At 67.2% G+C, this 17,817-nt stretch carries 14 protein-coding genes; 12 read left to right on the top strand and 2 right to left on the bottom strand.

The window, feature by feature from the left end:
• Positions 1–91: 91 nt before the first annotated feature.
• A complete protein-coding gene (locus MOQ72_RS05415) occupies positions 92–982 on the top strand; it encodes an SAM-dependent methyltransferase (protein WP_242180956.1) in 891 nt (296 codons plus the stop codon).
• 76 nt (positions 983–1,058) lie between these two features.
• Positions 1,059–2,108: an LLM class flavin-dependent oxidoreductase gene (locus tag MOQ72_RS05410; RefSeq protein WP_242181070.1), complete on the top strand. Its 1,050-nt coding sequence runs from the start codon at positions 1,059–1,061 to the stop codon at positions 2,106–2,108.
• A gap of 245 nt (positions 2,109–2,353) precedes the next feature.
• On the opposite strand, the gene MOQ72_RS05405 is transcribed toward MOQ72_RS05410, so the two are convergent.
• The gene (locus MOQ72_RS05405) at positions 2,354–3,766 is read right to left on the bottom strand and encodes a glycoside hydrolase family 5 protein (protein ID WP_242180955.1); all 1,413 of its coding nucleotides are present in this window, start codon (positions 3,764–3,766) and stop codon (positions 2,354–2,356) included.
• A 193-nt stretch (positions 3,767–3,959) separates the two neighbouring features.
• Between MOQ72_RS05405 and MOQ72_RS05400 the strand changes: the two genes are divergently transcribed.
• The 5 genes from MOQ72_RS05400 (at position 3,960) to MOQ72_RS05380 (ending at position 10,960) form a co-directional block, all read left to right on the top strand.
• On the top strand, positions 3,960–5,015 hold the full coding sequence (locus MOQ72_RS05400) for a LacI family DNA-binding transcriptional regulator (RefSeq protein ID WP_242181069.1): 1,056 nt from the start codon (positions 3,960–3,962) through the stop codon (positions 5,013–5,015).
• 208 nt (positions 5,016–5,223) lie between these two features.
• Positions 5,224–7,794 (top strand): hypothetical protein, encoded by a 2,571-nt coding sequence (locus tag MOQ72_RS05395; protein WP_242180954.1) that lies wholly within the window; start codon positions 5,224–5,226, stop codon positions 7,792–7,794.
• A 52-nt stretch (positions 7,795–7,846) separates the two neighbouring features.
• Positions 7,847–9,184, top strand: coding sequence for an ABC transporter substrate-binding protein (locus tag MOQ72_RS05390; protein WP_242180953.1), 1,338 nt, complete (start codon positions 7,847–7,849; stop codon positions 9,182–9,184).
• A gap of 30 nt (positions 9,185–9,214) precedes the next feature.
• Positions 9,215–10,132: a carbohydrate ABC transporter permease gene (locus MOQ72_RS05385; RefSeq protein WP_242180952.1), complete on the top strand. Its 918-nt coding sequence runs from the start codon at positions 9,215–9,217 to the stop codon at positions 10,130–10,132.
• A 6-nt stretch (positions 10,133–10,138) separates the two neighbouring features.
• Entirely contained in the window at positions 10,139–10,960 is an 822-nt protein-coding gene (locus MOQ72_RS05380) for a carbohydrate ABC transporter permease (protein ID WP_242180951.1), read from the top strand.
• A 5-nt stretch (positions 10,961–10,965) separates the two neighbouring features.
• Here MOQ72_RS05380 and solA read toward each other — a convergent pair whose 3' ends face one another.
• Positions 10,966–12,105 (bottom strand): N-methyl-L-tryptophan oxidase, encoded by a 1,140-nt coding sequence (solA, locus tag MOQ72_RS05375; RefSeq protein WP_242180950.1) that lies wholly within the window; start codon positions 12,103–12,105, stop codon positions 10,966–10,968.
• 269 nt (positions 12,106–12,374) lie between these two features.
• Between solA and MOQ72_RS05370 the strand changes: the two genes are divergently transcribed.
• From MOQ72_RS05370 to MOQ72_RS05350, 5 genes are all read left to right on the top strand, one after another.
• Positions 12,375–13,400: a TRAP transporter substrate-binding protein gene (locus tag MOQ72_RS05370; RefSeq protein ID WP_242180949.1), complete on the top strand. Its 1,026-nt coding sequence runs from the start codon at positions 12,375–12,377 to the stop codon at positions 13,398–13,400.
• 10 nt (positions 13,401–13,410) lie between these two features.
• Positions 13,411–13,935: a TRAP transporter small permease gene (locus tag MOQ72_RS05365; protein WP_242180948.1), complete on the top strand. Its 525-nt coding sequence runs from the start codon at positions 13,411–13,413 to the stop codon at positions 13,933–13,935.
• Positions 13,932–15,242, top strand: coding sequence for a TRAP transporter large permease (locus MOQ72_RS05360; protein ID WP_242180947.1), 1,311 nt, complete (start codon positions 13,932–13,934; stop codon positions 15,240–15,242). Before MOQ72_RS05365 ends, MOQ72_RS05360 begins: the two co-directional genes overlap by 4 nt.
• Positions 15,243–15,640: 398 nt before the next feature.
• On the top strand, positions 15,641–16,831 hold the full coding sequence (locus MOQ72_RS05355) for a cytochrome P450 family protein (protein ID WP_242180946.1): 1,191 nt from the start codon (positions 15,641–15,643) through the stop codon (positions 16,829–16,831).
• A gap of 46 nt (positions 16,832–16,877) precedes the next feature.
• Complete coding sequence (locus MOQ72_RS05350) at positions 16,878–17,804, top strand: carbon-nitrogen hydrolase family protein (RefSeq protein WP_242180945.1); 927 nt, start codon at positions 16,878–16,880, stop codon at positions 17,802–17,804.
• Positions 17,805–17,817 lie beyond the last annotated feature (13 nt).

Here is a 17,817-nt window from a genome sequence, read left to right as displayed (position 1 = left end):
TGGCACACCGACCGGTGGCTGGATGAGGCGTGAGGCAGGCAACAACTCGTGCGGTGCCGCGTCCTAGATCAGATCTCCTACAGTGCGCAGTATGACGTCACTGGAATTGCCTGCCGGAGTTGGCTGGACAGCGCTCATCACCGCATACGCCCGTGCACAGGAGACCAGACGGACTGATCGGCTCTTCGCCGACCCATACGCTGGCGAGTTCTTCGACGCGATGGCGGGAACCGCTGGTTCGGCCCAATCGCGGCTACCTCGAGTGGGCCCCGCCAGGGACGACGAGTCGTCGCCCCTGTGGAACTTCTTCAGCGCCTACTTCAACGGGCGGACGCCGTTCTTCGACGAGCACGTCCGCGTCGGAGCGGGGGAGGCGCGGCAGGTCTGCATTCTCGCCGCGGGTCTGGACGCACGGGCCCTCCGGCTGGAATTGCCCGACCGGACGAACGTTTTCGAGCTCGACACGCGGGAAGTCCTCGATTTCAAGCAGGAGTTGTTGGAGCGGGGCAGCGCGGACCCGACAGCTTCAGATCGCCGCACGGTGGTTGCCGTCGACCTGCGCGAGGATTGGTCGGCTGCGCTCGTCGAAGCCGGTTTCCGCCCGGAGGTACCGACGGTCTGGCTCGTCGAAGGTCTCCTGATGTACCTGGATGCGACCCAGTGCGATCGTCTCCTCGATGACATCGCCGCCCTGTCAGCGCCCGGTAGCCGCATCGCATTCGACTACTTCGCCCGCAATCCGCGCATGGACGACGTCGAGCTGACCGATCCGGATGACGTGGCCGCTGCCGAGTTCGTCATCAGCCTGTTCAAATCCGGCCCGGCGAAGCCGCCCGCCGAATGGCTCGCCCGGCATGGCTGGACACCTGAGATCACCGACGTAGCATCCGAACTGGCGCGCCACGAACGGCCGCTGCCGGAGCTGTTCGAACCGGACCGGCCAGAACCGTTCACCGTGTGGCTGGCGTCCGGGACCCGGTGACGACTCCACGGCGTCGTCGCCACGCTGGAGGCGTGGACCATCGCGCTCGGCGCATGATCTGAGAGGAGACGCGGTGATGGTGGAGTTCGGGATCTTCGACTCCTTCGACCTCGGCCGGAGCACGCCGGGTCAGGTGCTCGATGGCAGGCTGCGGTTCGCGGCTGCCGCCGAAGGGTTCGGGATCGATCACTACCACGTGACGGAACACCACGGCACGCCGTTGTCGGTGTGCCCGTCGCCCAATCTGTTCCTGGCGGCGCTGAGCCAGCGGACGACTCGGATGCGCATCGGCGCGTTGGTGAACGTGCTGCCCAACTACGACCCGTTCCGGCTCGCGGAGGAGATCGCCACCCTCGACCAGCTCACCGGCGGGCGGATCGACTTCGGCGTCGGTTCCGGGGTGAGCCCGTACGAGCTGGCGATCTTCGGGGTCGACGCGGCGCAGGCGAAACCGGTCTACGCCGAGGCGCTGGAGGCGGTGACCACGGCACTGCGCACGGGGCACATGCGTCACGAAGGCCGCCTGCTGCGGTCCTATGACGCCGAGTTGGCGGTGCTTCCGGTGCAGCGGCCGTACCCGCCGCTGTGGTACGCCTCCAGCAACGCCGCGACTGCGGAATGGGCGGGCCGCAACTCGGTCAACTTCGTCGGGCGGTGGAACAACGGCGCGATCGCCGAGACGGTGCGCACCTACTGGAAGGCGTGGGAGGGCAACCGGCTCGCGGATGACCGGCTCAACGGGCACGTCGCCGAGCCGCGCGTTGGCCTTTCCAGCAGTGTGGTGATCGCATCGAGCGAGGAACATGCCCAGGACGTCTTCGGGCGTGCCAATGAACTGTTCGTCGAGCGCCTTTTGCATCTGTGGCACCGCAATGACGATCACCGGGTCGACGCGATGTTCGCGACCGAGTCCGTTCTCGCGTCTGGCGCGGCATGCGTCGGGACCGCGGAGTCGGTTCGGGACCAGGTCGTTCATCAGGTCGAGGTTTCCGGCGTGAACTACTTCGAGATGCTGGCGTTCTTCGGCGATATGAGCTTCGAGGAGGCGTCCTTCAGCCTGCGTGCCTTCGCCGAAGAGGTCGCACCGGCCGTTCGCGCGGTGGCAGCGAAGACCGAATCGTCATGATGGCTCGGTTTGCCTGATTCGATTAGTGCCTGTCTTTGGTCTTGTTTTTGAAGCGGCGAAGCCGCTTAGCCCACCTACGACACTCGCACCGCCGCGGGTTCACGGTGCCCACCCCTCTGGGGTTCTCCCCGCGAGGACAGCCCCGACGCCGCGTATTGGTCATACATAAGTCGGGGTTCCCGGAGTCGAGAAAGCCTCTGAGGTTCCGCTACCCGCACCGCCACCAAAACGAGGCATGCACTCTCTTAAAGGTGTTTCCGGAGGGCTTCGATCAGCGGGGTGCGGCGGACGCATTGGTCGAGGGTGAAGCAGTCGGCCAGGGCGCGGGCCTCTTCGGCGTCGATACCGGCGAAGCAGCGGGCGAAGTCCTCGACCATGGGTTCGGCGAGCAGGATGTGCCGCACGAGTACGTGGATCCACGGCCGCGGCCCGTGCGGCGCTGGGTTGAACAGCGGGAATTCTTCGGCGACAGTCCGTTCCAACGGTTCCAGGACGTGCCGGACTCCGGTGTCCAGACCGCCCCACACGTCGACGCCCAGTCGCGCCTTCTTCTCCAGCACCGGGCCGATCCTCCGGAGATAGGGGGAGTCGTTGGCCACGTGGACGAGGCCCTGCAGACCGATGTCCTTGTAGGTCCACAGGCTCCAGCCCGCGTCGTGCTCGTCGTAGATGTCCAACTGGTCCGACAGCACGCGGTACCGGGACTCGTCCTGGTTCGGGTCTCCGCTGTAGACCGGGCCGAACTCGCCGACCCAGATGGGCGTCCCGGTGTCGCGCATGTACGCCGACCGCTTGCGGAACTGGGTCTCGACGTAGGCGCGGTCGACGTAGGTGCCGCGGGAGACACCGGGATAGGCGCCGCTGTCGGCGAAACCGGCGAGCGCGTAGTCGTGCACCGTGTAGACGGTGTTCGGCCACGGGTCCTGGAACAGCTCGAAGTCCGTCGCATGCCGGTTGCCGTCGAGGAAGATCACGTGGTCGGGGTCGACAGCCCGGATGGCGGCGTGCAGCCGCGCGTAGAACGGCCCGATCGCGTCCCCGTCGTGATCGGCGGGCTCGTTGAGCGGGTTGTACCCGGCCACCCAGGGGTTCGTGCGGTACCGGTCGGCCAGTGCCTCCCACAGGTGCACCACGCGGTCCTGGAAGTGGCGGTGCTGCCAGAACAACGACCGGTGGGTGGGATTGTCGCTGTGCCAGCGCTGGTTGTGGAAGCCGGGCGCGGCATGCAGGTCCAGCACCGTGTAGATGCCGTGCCGCGCGCAGGCGTCGATGGCGCGGTCCAACAGCCGGAAACCGGCCTCCTTCAACTCCATCGGCCGGTTGTCGTCTTCGAAGTGCCGGTAGTGGAAGGGGATCCGGACGCAGTTCATGCCGAGCTCGGCCAGCAGCTCGGCGTCGTCGTCGGTGAAGAACACCTCCAGGAAGCGGTCGAAGAACGCCTCGTACACCTCCTGGCCCAGCACGTCGAGCAGTGCCTTGCGGTGCAGTTGTTCGGTCGAGGGGAAGCCGGTGATGAAGTTCTCCATGTTCAGCCAGCCGCCCAGCCCCACCCCGCGCAGCCGAACGGGCTCACCGGCCGCGGTCACGAGCTGGTGTCCAGCGACGTGGAGCTGCGGGGAGGAGTCACCTGCGGCAGGCATCGTCGTGCGTGGATTCACCGTTGCCATCGTGCTGTCCGCCTCTCCGCCCCGGCGTGGCACCAGACGCGGTGCGACACGGCGCTCTACCGCGCCGGCGGAGCCACCGATCTGGCTCAACGCATCGGCATCCTGCCCACCGCGATGACCTGGTGTCAATCGTTGTCGATAACGGTAGCGATATCGTTTTACGCGAGTTAGCATCCCCACCGTGATGAACAGCCGTGTGACTATTCGGGACGTCGCCGAGCGGGCGGGCGTGTCGGTTGCGACGGTGTCCAAGGTGCTCAACGACCGGTACGGGGTCGCCGCGGCCACCGTGGCGCGCGTGCGCGAGGTCATCGCCGAGCTCGGCTACGAGTCGAGCCTGGTCGCACGGAGTTTGCGCAATCGCCGGACGAACGTGATCGGCATCCTGGTGTGGGCCATCGAGCCGTTCAGCGCTGAGCTGCTCAAGGGGGCGGCGCGCGCGATCCGCGACAGCGGGTACGAGCTCGTGGTCTACTCCGCTGGCGAGGGAGCGGAGAACATCGGCTGGGAGAACCGGTGCCTGTCGCGGCTTTCGGGCACGTTGATCGACGGGGCCGTCCTGGTTACGCCGACGGTGCACGCGTCGCGTTCGGACATTCCCGTCGTCGCGGTCGATCCCCACACCGGCGACGAAGGCGCGCCGACGGTCAGCGCCGACAATGTTCGCGGCGCCGCGCTCGCCACCGCGTACTTGATCGGTTTGGGCCACCGGCGGATCGGTTTCCTCGGCCGCCCACCGCGAAGTCTGGCTTCCACGCACCAGCGCGAGACCGGGTACCGCGGCGCGCTCGCCGAGGCCGGTATTCCCTTCGATCCGGACCTCGTGCGGGTAGCCGGGTATCAGGAGGAGACGTCGAAGGAAGCCGTGCGCGAGTTGTTGTCGCTGCCGGACCGGCCGACCGCGATCTTCGCCGCCAACGACGTGTCCGCGATCGTGGCCATGGACGTCGCCGTGACGCTCGGCATGCGGGTGCCGGACGACCTGTCGATCATCGGCTTCGACAACGTGCCGGAAAGCCGCATGACGGACCCGGCTCTGACGACCATCGACCAGCCCATCCAGCTCATGGGCCAACGGGCGGTGGAGATGCTGGTCGCGATCCTCGGCGGCGGTGAACCCGCGGAGACGGACGCGCAGCTGCCGACGAGGCTGGTCGAGCGGGCGTCGTGCGCTCCGCCGCCCGCCACTGTGCGGCCGATCGCTGGCTTGCGCTCGGTATCCGATGGTGTCCCGCGATGAATCGGCCCGACGCAGCCGTCGCGACAACTGTCTCATGTGGACTTTCGTGGCAACAATTCCGCAAGCTGGAACAATGAATATCAAGGTACCGCAACGAATTTCGCGGCCCTCTGGATTGGCGATGTCCCGTCTGATCCACTGAGCAATGTGGAACGTCCGGCGTCCGGCGCCGTTGACGATGTTGCGTAACGCAAGGAGGCGAACGCAGGTGCCCGATCGGGCGGATACCACTGTGTTGATCGATCTCGCTACCGAGGTTGGATTGCTCGCACCTGTGCCGTGGGCCGTGTCGCGGTTGCGAGCGGAACTGGCCGCGAAGGGCGTTCCGGCGCAGGTTGGTCGGAATGCGGAGGAATTGGGCGATTTCGCCGTCGTGCGCGTCGAATTGGCCGACATACCCGCTCCGGCGGAGACCTTCGCGATCGAACCCGGCGCGGTGACCCTGGTTCGCGCTGCCGAGCCGCGTGGACTGGCTTACGGGTTGACAGAACTCGCCGACCGGGTGCGCTGCGCCTCCGATCCCGTTGCGGCGATCCGGTCGGCGGAGTCACCGATGCGCGGCCCCGCGGTAGCGGTGCGCGGTGTGCTGCGGTCCTTCTCCAGCGATGTGCTCGACCGTCCGTGGCTGCGCGATCGCGACTTCTGGACCGCCTACCTGGACGAGCTCGCGGTGCACCGGATCAACCGGCTGCACCTGGCGTTGGGAATGCAGTACAACTACTCGCACGACGAAGACGTGCGCGACAACTACCTCTGCTTCGCCTACCCGTTCCTGCTGGACGTGCCGGGTTGGGACGGGGTCGGCGTCACCGGTCTGTCAGAGGACGAGCGGGCGGAGAACTTGGCCGCCCTGCGGTTCGCCAGCGACGAGGCCAAGCGGCGCGGGCTGCACTTCCAGCTGGGGCTGTGGAACCACGCGGTGCGTCCGGAACTCGTGGACAGCCCCAATCTTCGTTATCCCATCCACGGACTGGCCGATGACGAAGTCGCCGCGTACTCGGCGGCGGCGCTGCGGGAATTGCTGCGGGAGTGCCCGTCCATCGACGGCGTCACGTTCCGGGTGCACTACGAAGGCGGGGTCCCGGAGGCCGGACGCGCCGCGTTCTGGCGCACGGTGCTCAGCGGTCTGCACGGGGTAGGGCGCGCCCTGGACGTCGACATGCACTCCAAGGGCGTTGACCAGGAGTTGGTCGACGCGGCTCGGGCGAGTGGCGCCCGCGTCTCGCTCTCGGCGAAGTACTGGGCCGAGCACCAGGGCCTGCCCTACCACCAAGCGTCGGTCCGGCCGTTGGAGTTCGCCCGACCGGCCAACGATGACGACCTGCGCGGCATCACCCAGAACGCGCGGCGGTTCACCCGCTACGGCTATGGCGACTTCCTCCGCCAGGATCGCGACTTCGACCTGCTGTTCCGGGTGTGGCCCGGCACCCAGCGATTCCTGCTGTGGGCGGATCCGGAGATCTTCGCGGGATACGGTCGGATGAGCACCATCGGCGGAGCCCTCGGCGCCGAACTGTGCGAGCCGTTGACCTTCCGGGGACGCAAGGACACCGCGGGCACCGCCCCGCGAGACCTCTACGTCGACCCGGAGCTGCAACTCGGCACCTCGGACTGGCAGAAGTACGCCTACGAATACCGGTTGTGGGGTCGGCTGATGTTCGACCCGGACGCTGATCGGCAGACGTGGTCGCGGTATCTGCGGGCCCAGTTCGCCGAGGCCGCCGAGGACATCGAGAACGCGCTGAGCGCGGCGGGCAAAGTGCTGCCGCTGGTGACCGTCACGCAGTCGCTGAGCGCCTCCAACAACTTCTTCTGGCCCGAAGTGCTCACCGACATGCCCATCGCGCGCGGCGTCAAGTCAGCGACGTACGACTTCGACCTCTCCGCACCGGGCACCTGGGGCGGAGTCAGCCCCTTCGACCCCACCCTGTTCGAATCGGCCGACGACTACGCCAGCGGGCTGCTCGCCGGGCGACCGAGCGGCAGGTACACGCCGGAGCACGTCGCGTCGTGGCTCGAACGGTTCGCAGGCGTCGCGGAAACCTCGATCAGGCGGGCACGGGGCCGGGTCAGCGACCCCGCGACGCCCGAATTCCGCCGCGTCGAGGTGGATGTGACGGTTGCGGCGCTGTTGGCGCGGTTCTTCGCGGGCAAGATCAGAGCGGGCATCGGGTACTCGCTGTTCCGCCAGACCGAAGATCCGCAGCACCTCCGGGACGGGCTGGAAAGCTACCGAGCAGGTCGGCAGGCGCTGGCCGAGATCGTCACCGGCACGCGGGGCGTCTACGCGTCCGAGCTGGCCTTCGGCGACCGTCCGTCGGAGCAGGGGCATTGGAGCGACCGGCTCGCGCAGGTCGACAGCGACGTCGAGGAGTTCGCCCGTGAACTCGACGAGGCGATCGCCGCCGGGAAGCCGGTGCGCGCCACGGTCCCGCCGGGCGATCCCGCTCCGCGCCCTGCCGTCACCTGCATCCCACCAGCGGATTTCGTGCCTGGTAAGCCGCTGGTGGTGCAGGCCGAGGCGGCTGTGGACGTCGAGCTGACCCTGCGGGTGCGCCACCTCAACCAGGCCGAGGAGTACCTGAGCATCCCCATGGTCCCGGCCGGTGATCGGCGTTTCACCGCGGAGGTCCCGGCGAACTACACGGATACCGCCTACCCGCTGGAGTTCTTCCTCCTCGCCCGCAGCGCGGCGGGCAGGGACGCCTGGATCGTCCCCGGCCTGGACCAGACGCTCGCCAACCAGCCCTACCACGTCGTGCTCGGACAGCGCGTGTGAGCCGATCGGCCACACCCCGGAGCTCGGAACCGCAAATCGAGTGGAGTCAAAGATGACCGACACATCGAGAACACCGCGAACCCCTGGCCGCAAGGCCCGCGCGACTCGGCGGCTCGCCGTCGGCGCGGCGCTGCTGGCGGCCGCGACGGCGCTGACGGGCTGCACGGGCGCCATCGACACGACGAGTTCGGGCTCGAACTCGGGCGGCATCAGCGGTGTCATCCGGGTCAGCTCGCAGACCGGTCAGCCCTACCTGAAGGAGGCTGCGGACCAGTTCCAGAAGCTGCACCCGGGCGTCACCGTCCAGTTCGTGCAGTCGCCGTCGAACACCTACCAGACGACCGTGCGGGCCCAGCTGGCCGCTGGGCACGGCCCCGACGTGATGTTCGTCTGGGGCGGCTCCGGCAACTCCATGGCGACGAAGACCCTGGCCCAGGCCGGACTGCTCGAAGACCTCATGTCGCAGCCGTGGGCGTCGCAACTGGGCGACACGGCGACCAGCCTCGTCTCGGAACAGGGGAAGGTGTACGCCTTCACCTCGTACCAGAACCCCACCGGCGTGGTCTACGACAAGGACCTGCTCGCCAAGCTGGGTGTTTCGGTGCCGACGCGGTTCTCCGAGCTGCTCAACTTCTGCCGCACCGTGTCGTCCAAGGGAATCGTTCCGATCGCGCTCGGCAACCAGACCGGATACCTGAACACCGAAGTCCCCATCGAACTCGCCAACACCCTGGTGTACTCGCAGGATCCCCAGTTCGCCCAGAAGGTGACGACCGGCGCCGTGACCTGGAGCGGATCCGAGCTGTGGCGCTCCTCGTTGACGAAGGCGCACGAGCAGTACGTGCAGATGCGGGACGCCAACTGCTTCCAGCCGAACTCGACCGGTTACTCCGACACGCAGGCCACCCAGCTGGTGACCTCGGGCAAGGCGCTCGGTGTTGACGTCATCTCGCCAGCGATCGACGACCTGAAGCAGGGCAACCCGAACCTCCGCTACGACATGTTCGAGATCCCGGCCACCGAGAACCCCGCGGACACCTACCTCACGACGAACACCGGGGCCGCCTACGCGGTGGCCAAGTCGAGCACCAACAAGGCGACCGCGACGGCGTTCATCAACTTCCTCGCCCAGCCGGAGCAGATGGAGGCGGCGTCGAAGGCGAACTACGGGGTGCCGTACAAGTCCACCCCGGACGCCACCGTCCAGCCGGAGATGCAGGGCATCGCGAGCCTGTACCAGGCGAACAAGACCGCGTTGTGGCCGACCAACTACTGGCCGAACTACGAGGTCAAGCAGACGATGATCGCCGTCGACCAGGACCTGATCCTCGACAAGAAGAGCGTCCAGGAAGCCGTCGACGCCATCCAGAACGTGCTGCACGGCGCGTAGGTCGGATGCCGTCGAGGGCAGGAGCCGCAGATGACCATGACCAGCGAACGGGCCGTCGAAGTGCGGACGCGGCGGCCCGCGCACAAGAAACCCACTCGCACCAGCGTGTCGTTCTGGTTCGCCGTTCCCTGCCTGGTGCTGTTCGCCGCCATCGTGGCCTACCCGACGATGCAGGGCGTCTACTACGCGTTCACCGACTGGAGCGGGCTCGGTAGCGCGATCCACTTCAACGGGCTGGACAACTTCACAAACCTGTTCTCGTCCCCGGAAACGGTGGGCGCCCTGTGGCACACCATCGTCATGGCGGCCGCGATCACCGTGTTGCAGAACGCCATCGGACTCGGGCTCGCGCTCGGCCTGAATTCGCGGATCAAGAGCCGGAACGTGCTGCGGACCCTGCTGTTCGCGCCGGTCGTCATGACGCCGATCATCGTGGGCTACCTCTGGCAGTTCATCTTCGTGCCGGGCGGACCGGTGTCGAGCCTGAGCCAACTGCTGGGTTCCGCCCAGGGCCTCAACGTGCTCGGCGATCCCGCCCTGGCGATGTGGGGGATCGTGGCGATCGTCGTCTGGCAGCACGTGGGCTATTCGATGGTCATCTACCTCGCCGGGATGCAGAACATCCCCGGCGAGGTCCTCGAAGCGGCGGTGATGGACGGCGCTGGCCCGGTCAAGCGGTTCGCCTGGGTCACCTGGCCGTTGCTGCGCACCCCGACCCTGATCAACATCACGCTGTCGCTGATCATGTCGCTGAAGCTGTTCGACCAGGTCCTCGCGACGACGCAGGGCGGACCGGGATACGCGACCCAGACCCTGTCCACGCTGCTCTACAACGAGGCATTCCTCTACAACAGGTACGGCTACGGCATCGCCCTCGGCCTGATCGTGTTCATCCTGATCGCGGTGATCTCGTTCGGGCAAATGCGTGTTTTCCGAGAACGGGACTGAAGCCTGATGAACTCCTACACCTGGCGCACCGGAATTCTCGAAGTGGTGATGATCGCCCTGACGGCGGTCTTCGTCTTCCCCCTGTGGCTGCTCATCTCGGTGGGATTCCGCGATTCGGCCGAAGTCGCGCAAAGCCCGCTCGGCGTGCCCACCCGGCTCGATCTGAGCAACTTCGTGCTCGCGTGGGAGGAGGGGAACCTCGGTTCGGCGTTCCTCAACAGCATTTACATCACCGGCGTCACCGTGGTGGCGCTGGTCGTCGTCGGCGGGTGCGCTGGTTATTACTTCGCCCGCTCGGGCCGAGCGGGCAAGCGCTGGTACGGACTGGTCGCCGCGGGCATGATGGTGCCGTTCCAGATCGGCGTGCTGCCGATGTACCGCACGTTCACGGCGTTGGGAATCGCCGCCAACCCGGTTTCGGTGATCATCTTCAGCGTGGGCATCCAGCTACCGCTGACCGTCATCCTCTACACGGGCTTCATCCGGCAGATCCCCATCGAATACGAGGAAGCCGCGCGCATCGACGGAGCCAGCGCGTTCCAGGCGTTCCGGCGGGTGATCATGCCGCTGCTGCTTCCGGTCACCGGCACCGTGATCGTGCTCGACGGCCTCGCGGTGTGGAACGAGTTCTTCACGCCGTTGCTCTACCTGGGCGGCACGGACAACGTCACCGTTCCCGTGCAGATCTACAGCTTCGTCGGTGAATACAGCAGCAACTGGGGCCAGATCTTCGCCGGTCTGCTGATGGCGAGCTTCCCGATCCTGGTGCTGTTCTTCATCTTCCAGCGCTACATGATCCGCAGCTTCGGCAGCGGCCTGAAGGGCTGAGCCCGTCAGGGCGTCGCGAACGTGCGGGTCGGGTCGAACAGGGCGATGTCGTGGGCGGTCGCGCCATCGATGACGAGGTCGGCGAGCACCTCGCCGACCAGCGGCACGAACTTGAACCCGTGGCCGGAGAATCCGCATGCGACCACGACTCGCGGGTGTCGGGGATGGGCGCCGATCACGAAGTGGTGGTCGGGAGTGAGCGTGTACATGCACGTCTTCGAGCGGAGGTGGTGCTCGGCCAGTCCGGGGATTCGATCGGCCAGGTAGGCGGTGATCTCCTCGACCTCGGCCGGGTGGACACTCCGGTCGATGGTGTCGGGCGTCGTCACTCCCGGCCGCCGGTAGAAGGCGACCTTCACGCAATCCTCGCCGTCCTGGGCGGGAAAGCCGTAGACGATGTGGTCGGGATCGGCTTCCCACAGGTAGACCGGGTGGTGTTCGGGCCGGAAACGATCGACCCCGCCGCGCGGCTGGAACCAGTGCATGACCTGACGTTCGACGACCAGTGGAATCCTGAGGTCGGCGAGCTGTTCCGGGGCCCACGCACCGGGGCAGATCACCAACCGGTCGGCCAGGTAGGTGCCCTGGTCCGTCGACACCTGGGCGTGCTGCGGGGTGGTGGTCCAGTCGATGACCCGCTCGCCGTAGCGGAGTTGCGCACCGGCCCGCGAGGCGAGGTCGCTGTGGGCGAGCACGGCCTGCTCGGGCCGGACGAACCCGGCGCTGTCCTCGACCACGGCCAGTTCATCGTCTGCCGGGTTCAACGTCGGGAAGCGTCGGCGCACCTCGGCGGGCTCCAGCACGTCGTGCGGCAGACCCCATTGCCGGGCGCTGAGCAGTGCCCCGGAGACCACGCTTGAGCCCGGATCGCCGAGCATCACCGCCCCGGTCATGGTGAGCAGCCGCCGACCCGACTCGCGCTCGACCTCCCGCCACAGCTCGTACGACCGGCGCATCAGCGGCACGTACGACGGATGTTCGGAGTAGGCCAGCCGCGTGATGCGGGAGTTGCCGTGGCTGGACCCCAGGTCGTGGGCGGCGTGGAACTGTTCGATGCCCAGCACCCGCTGTCCGCGGGCCGCGAGCCGGTGCGCGGCCGCGCTGCCCATCCCACCGAGTCCGACGACGATCACGTCATAGCTCACTGCATCGCCTCCTCGCGTCGTTGGGGTCAGGACCATTCAACCCGCTCATAGCCTCGCAGTCCCGGCTCCACTTCCGCGAGGGGAATGGGTGCGGGCATAGGAGCGCTCCCGCGCCTGGGGTTGGGCGTTTCGTCCAGTGAGACGTTTTTCTTGGCATCTTCGCCCGTGTGATGCCACAGTCCGGCGGCTCCACGGTTGGAAGGGAGTTCAGCGTTGAACGATCCCGAATTCGGGTTGGTGCTGCGCGGCCATGCGCGGGCAGGTGGCCGGTGAGCGGGCGCGGCCTGGCGCGGCGGGACTTCCTGTCCGCGATCGGATCCGGGGCGCTCGCCGCCGGGTTGAGCGGATGTGCTCCGCGGCAGGCCGGTGCGAAGCAGCCCATCGCGGCGACCTACCTGACCAAGTCCTACGACGACCTGTTCCCCGGCATCGAGATGTTCCTGGGCACGGCCCGTGATGTCGGCGGGTTGTCCTTCGACGTCTTCAACTCCGGCACGCTGCTCGGTGCTGAGGAGTTGGTGCCCGGTCTGCTGCACGGCGTCGTCGACGTGGTGTTCCAGACCAGCTCCTACGTGTCGTCGAGCTTCCCGGTGCTGGGCTCGCTGGAACTGCCCTTCACCACCGAGGATTTCGCGAGGCACCGCAGGGCCATCGATCCCGACGGCGCGGTGTCGGCGGCGATCAACCAACGGCTGGCGCGGCAGAACATGCGGGTGCTGGGCGGGATGCCGACCGGCTTCGAGTACCTGTGGACGATCCGCCGCCCCATCCTGCGCCCGGCGGACGTGCGCGGGCTGCGGCTGCGGGTGGCCGGTGAGATCGAGGGCGAGACGGTCAAGGCGCTCGGCGGGGCACCGGTGTTCATGGGATCGGCGGAGGTCTACCAGGCCCTGGAGCGCGGCACCATCGACGGGATGATGAGCTACCTGGGCACGATCATCTCCCGCGACCTGCAGGAAATCATCCGGTACGGCACGGCGGCGCAGTTCGGGATGTACACGGTGGACGCCTACTGCCGCGTCGACTGGTACGCCGGGCTCGCCCCGCAGCAGCGGGCCGCGCTGGACGAGGCCGGGCGGACCATGTTCCGCGCGGGCACCGACCGGCTGGTAACCGTGCACGAGCAGGACTACCTCCCCGCGATTCGCGAGGCCGGGGTGGAGCTCGTCGAACTCGACGAGGCGCAGCAGCGCCCGTTCCGCGCCGCGGCGGCCGCGGTGCACGAACGCTGGCGGCGGATTCTCGGTGATCCTCCCGCCGCCCAACAGGTCCTCGACCTCATCCGGAGTGCATGAGGAGGTTGCGATGCTTTCCACCGCACGCCGGATGGTGTTGGCGGGGTCGCTCGCGATGGCGGTCGTCGCGATGGCGCTGGCCGGGCTGATGATGTTGACGATCAGCTACGACGTGCTGGTCCGGTACGCCTTCGCCGCGCCAACGGACTGGGCCTATCCGCTGAACTCGGGGGCTGTGCTGGGGCTGACCGTGCTGGCGATGCCGTACCTGTACGCCACCGGGCACCACATCTCGATGGACCTGGTGCACCGAGCGCTGTCGCCGCGCTGGCAGCGGGTCGCGGGCGTGGTGACCGCAGTGGCGACGGCGCTGTTCGGGCTGGTGCTCGCGGTGACCGGGTTCCAGTCCGTGGCGCTGTCCTATTCGCACGGCCTGACCGGGGCGGGGACGTTCAGCGTGCCGCTGTGGATTCCGGACGCCGTGCTGGCCGTCTCCGGCACGTTCCTGGTCCTGGTGGCGTTGCTGTTCCCGCCTGGCGGGGAGCCCGATCCCACCGCCAGCGGTCCCAGCGCACAGGACGGAGCGAACCCGTGATCCTCCCGGACGGCGCCATCGTGGTGCTCGCAGTGGTGTTGCTGCTCGTGCTGATCGCGTTGCGGACACCGATCTTCATCGCGCTGGCGGTCTCCGGCGTCGCCGGACTGCTCGGGCTGGCCGGGACCAACGGTCTGAAACTCGTGCCGTTGGCGATGGCCGCGCAACTGCAGGAGTACGCGCTGGTGGCCGCGCCGCTGTACATCTTGCTCGGCGAAGCGCTGGCGGTCAGCGGCTTGGGGCGGGACCTGTTCCGGGCGGCGCACCGCTGGTTCAACCGGGTACCGGGTGGGCTGGGCGCGTCGGCCATCGCATCCTCGACGCTGTTCGGCGCGATGTCCGGGGTGAGCATCTCCTCGGTGGCGCTGATCGGTCGGATGGCGGTGCCCGAAATGCTGGCCCGCGGCTACAAACCGGCGTTCGCCAGCGGTTCGGTGGCCGCCTCCGGTGCGTTGGCGATGCTCATCCCGCCGAGCCTGATGTTCATCCTCTACGCCTCGGTGACCGGGGAGAGCGTGGCCGCGCTGTTCGCCGGTGGCATCCTGCCGGGTCTGGTGCTCGCCGCGTTGATGATCGGCTACGTGGTGCTGCGCGCCAAGGTCGCACCGGGCAATGCTCCGATGGCGGACGAGCGGTTCAGCTGGCGGGAGCGGTGGCGCGCCATCGGCAAGATCGCCCCCGCCCTGGTGCTGATCGTGCTGGTGCTCGGCTCCATCTACACCGGAATCACGACGCCGACCGAGGCGGCGGCGATCGGAGCGCTGGCCGCGTTCGCGGTCACCGGCCTGGTCTACCGCAAGCTGGGGCGGCGCAACCTGAAGCTGATCTTCGTCTCGACCGCCCGCGTCTCCGCGGCGATGCTGGCGATCGTCGGATCGGCGTTCGTGTTCACCCAGATGCTGGTGGTCGCCCGAGTGCCCGATGCGGTCACGGATTTCGTGGCGGGTCTCGACATCCACCCGTACCTGGTGCTGATCGTCATCATGCTGGTGCTCGTGCTGCTGGGCTGCCTGGTCGACGCCGCTTCGCTGCTGCTGGTGGTGACGCCGATCCTGGTGCCAGCGGTGGAAGAACTCGGCTTCGACCCGTTGTGGTTCGGGGTGCTGCTGGTGGTGAACCTGGAGATGGCGGTGATCACGCCACCGGTCGGACTCAACCTCTACACCATGAAATCCGTGGTGCCGCAACTGGATCTGGGCGACATCTTCCGCGGTATCGCGCCATACCTGTGCATCGAGTTCGCGCTGATCCTGGTGATGATCGCGGTGCCGGAGATCGCCACGTTCCTGCCCAGCGTCCTCACCTAGCGGCGGCACGGCCGAGCACCACACATCGCGAACTCGGCGCGCGCTATCCATTACCGACGAAAGTTGGGATTTCTCGGGCAACTCTCTCGACCACAGTTGGTGGTGGGGCAGCGGATGATCGGCGTAGCGTGGGTTCTACATGTCATTGGACGAATGCAACCGGCAAGGCCAATCATTCGTCGGCACCACCTACGAATGTCGGTACATGGTCCACGACAACAGGCCGGGCTTCGAACTCCGGATCAACACCTGAAATCTGGACGCGGAGTGGGCGGACTGTCCCAACCACCACCCACTCCGCAGACCTACCGCCCGCTACAGCAAGAACTCGCCACGTGGGACGCTGCGAATACGCCATCAACTCGTCGGATGAGTTCATCTGGCGATAGTGTGAGGGCGTGACAGCTTCTCCGTTCACCGAGACGACCGCGACGGCCAGGTACCGGGCTTTTGACGAGCTGAGCGCCCCCGGGCCTGTACAGCGGGTGACGCTTTTCACCGGGGTTCCGGTGTGGCTGGTGACGGGTTACGCCGAAGTGCGGCAGGTCCTGTCGAGTCCGGACGTGGTCAAGTCCCACACCGAGATGCCGCACGCGGACCAGTTGCCCGACGAGCTCGTCTCGGCGATCAACCGGCACATGCTGTCGACCAATCCGCCTGACCACACCCGGTTGCGCCGCTTGGTGTCGGCCGTCTTCACCCGCAGGCGGGTGGCGGCGCTGGAACCGCGGATCGCCGAAATCAGCGCTGGCCTGCTGGACGAACTGGAGGCGGCGGGCGACGGTCCGGTGGACCTCGTCGCCGGGTACAGCTACCCGTTGCCGATCACGGTGATCACGGAACTCATCGGCGTGCCTGGGTTCCAGCGGGACGAGTTCCGCGAGCTGTCCACGATCGTGATCAACGGAGCAGCGCAGACGGCGGAGAACTACGTCGCCGCCGCGAGTTCGATGGTCGCCATGGTGCGGCAGATGATCGAGCAGAAACGCGCCGCGCCCACCGACGATCTGCTGTCGGATCTGATCGCCGTGCGCGACGGCGGCGACAGGCTCACCGACGACGAGCTCACCTCGATGGTGGTGCTGCTGCTCGTGGCTGGGCACGAAACGACCGTCAGCTTGATCGCGAACGCGATGTACGCGCTGCTGATTCACCCGGCGCAACTCGCCAAGCTGCAGGCCGATCGCGACCTGGTCCCTGCCGCGGTCGAGGAGTTCCTGCGATACGACTCGCCGGTGATGGTGACGATCCCGGCCAAGACCAGCGCGCCGGTCCAGGTGGGTGAGGTGATCATCCCGGCTGGCGAGGTCGTCGTGCCGGTGTTGCCCACTGCCAACCGCGACCCGGATCGGTTCGAGTCACCGGCTGAACTGGACGTCACCCGCAAGGACAGTTCGCACCTGGCGTTCGGGCACGGAATCCACCACTGCCTCGGCGCGCCCCTGGCCCGGCTGGAAGCCCGGATCGCGATCGGCCACCTGCTCGACCGCTTCCCGGAACTGCGGCTGGCGGAACCGGACGAAGAACCGGCTCGCTTCCCGAGTCTGCTCATCAACGGAATGGGCGCACTCCGCGTGTACCTCGACTGACGCGCCTTTTCGCCGGACGCCGCGCTCGGTGCGGGATCATGGCGGCATGGCGGTCATCAGGGTGGCTACGTGCCAGTTCCCGGTCAGCGCGAACATCCGGCGCAACCTCGGCCACGTCGTTCGGCAGGTGCGGGTTGCCGCGGAGCGGGGCGCGGACGTGGCGCACTTCCCGGAAGGAGCGTTGTCGGGATACGCGGGCGTCGACTTCGGCACGTTCGACGGGTTCGACTGGGATGAGCTCCGCTCGGCAACTCGTCGCATCGCCGACCTGGCCCGTGGCTCGGGCATCTGGATCGTCCTCGGGTCAGCGCATCAACTCAGCGGGCCGAACAAGCCGCACAACAGCCTGTACGTCATCAACGACGCCGGTGAGCTCGTCGACCGCTACGACAAGCGGTTCTGCTCCGGCAGCCCGGATGAACGGACCGGCGACCTGGGGCACTACAACCCCGGAGACCACTTCAGCACGTGGGAGATCAACGGCGTCCGGTGCGGTGCCCTCATCTGCTACGACTACCGCTTCCCGGAGTTGTACCGCGAGTACGCGAAGTCGGGTGTGCAGCTGATGTTCCACTCGTTCCACGCCGCGAACGCGTCTCCCGAGCGAGTGGAAACGATCGGTGCCGCGATGGGGACTGCTTTCGAAACTCTCAACCGGGCGGCGACCTTCACCTATCCCGGCGTCACCATGTCGGCGGCGATGACAACCGCCGCCGCCTGCAACCACATGTGGATCAGCTGCCCGAACTCGTCCGCCCCGGAAAGCCTGTGGCCAGCTTTCTTCGTGCGCGCCGACGGTGTCACGGTAGGACGGCTGCGGCGCAACACCGCTGGCGTGCTCGTATCCACCGTGGACATCGGCAAGGAGCTCTACGACTCGACTGCAGCATGGCGTGATCGGGCCATGGCCGGGATCCTGCACAGCGGCACCGCTGTGGACGATCCCCGCTCCAAAGGCCGAAAAGTGTTGTGACGACGAGGTTTTC

Origin of the sequence: Saccharopolyspora soli, from assembly GCF_022678645.1 — a bacterium.
GTDB classification, from domain to species: domain Bacteria; phylum Actinomycetota; class Actinomycetes; order Mycobacteriales; family Pseudonocardiaceae; genus Saccharopolyspora; species Saccharopolyspora soli.
This window is presented reverse-complemented; position numbering and strand designations above follow the sequence as displayed.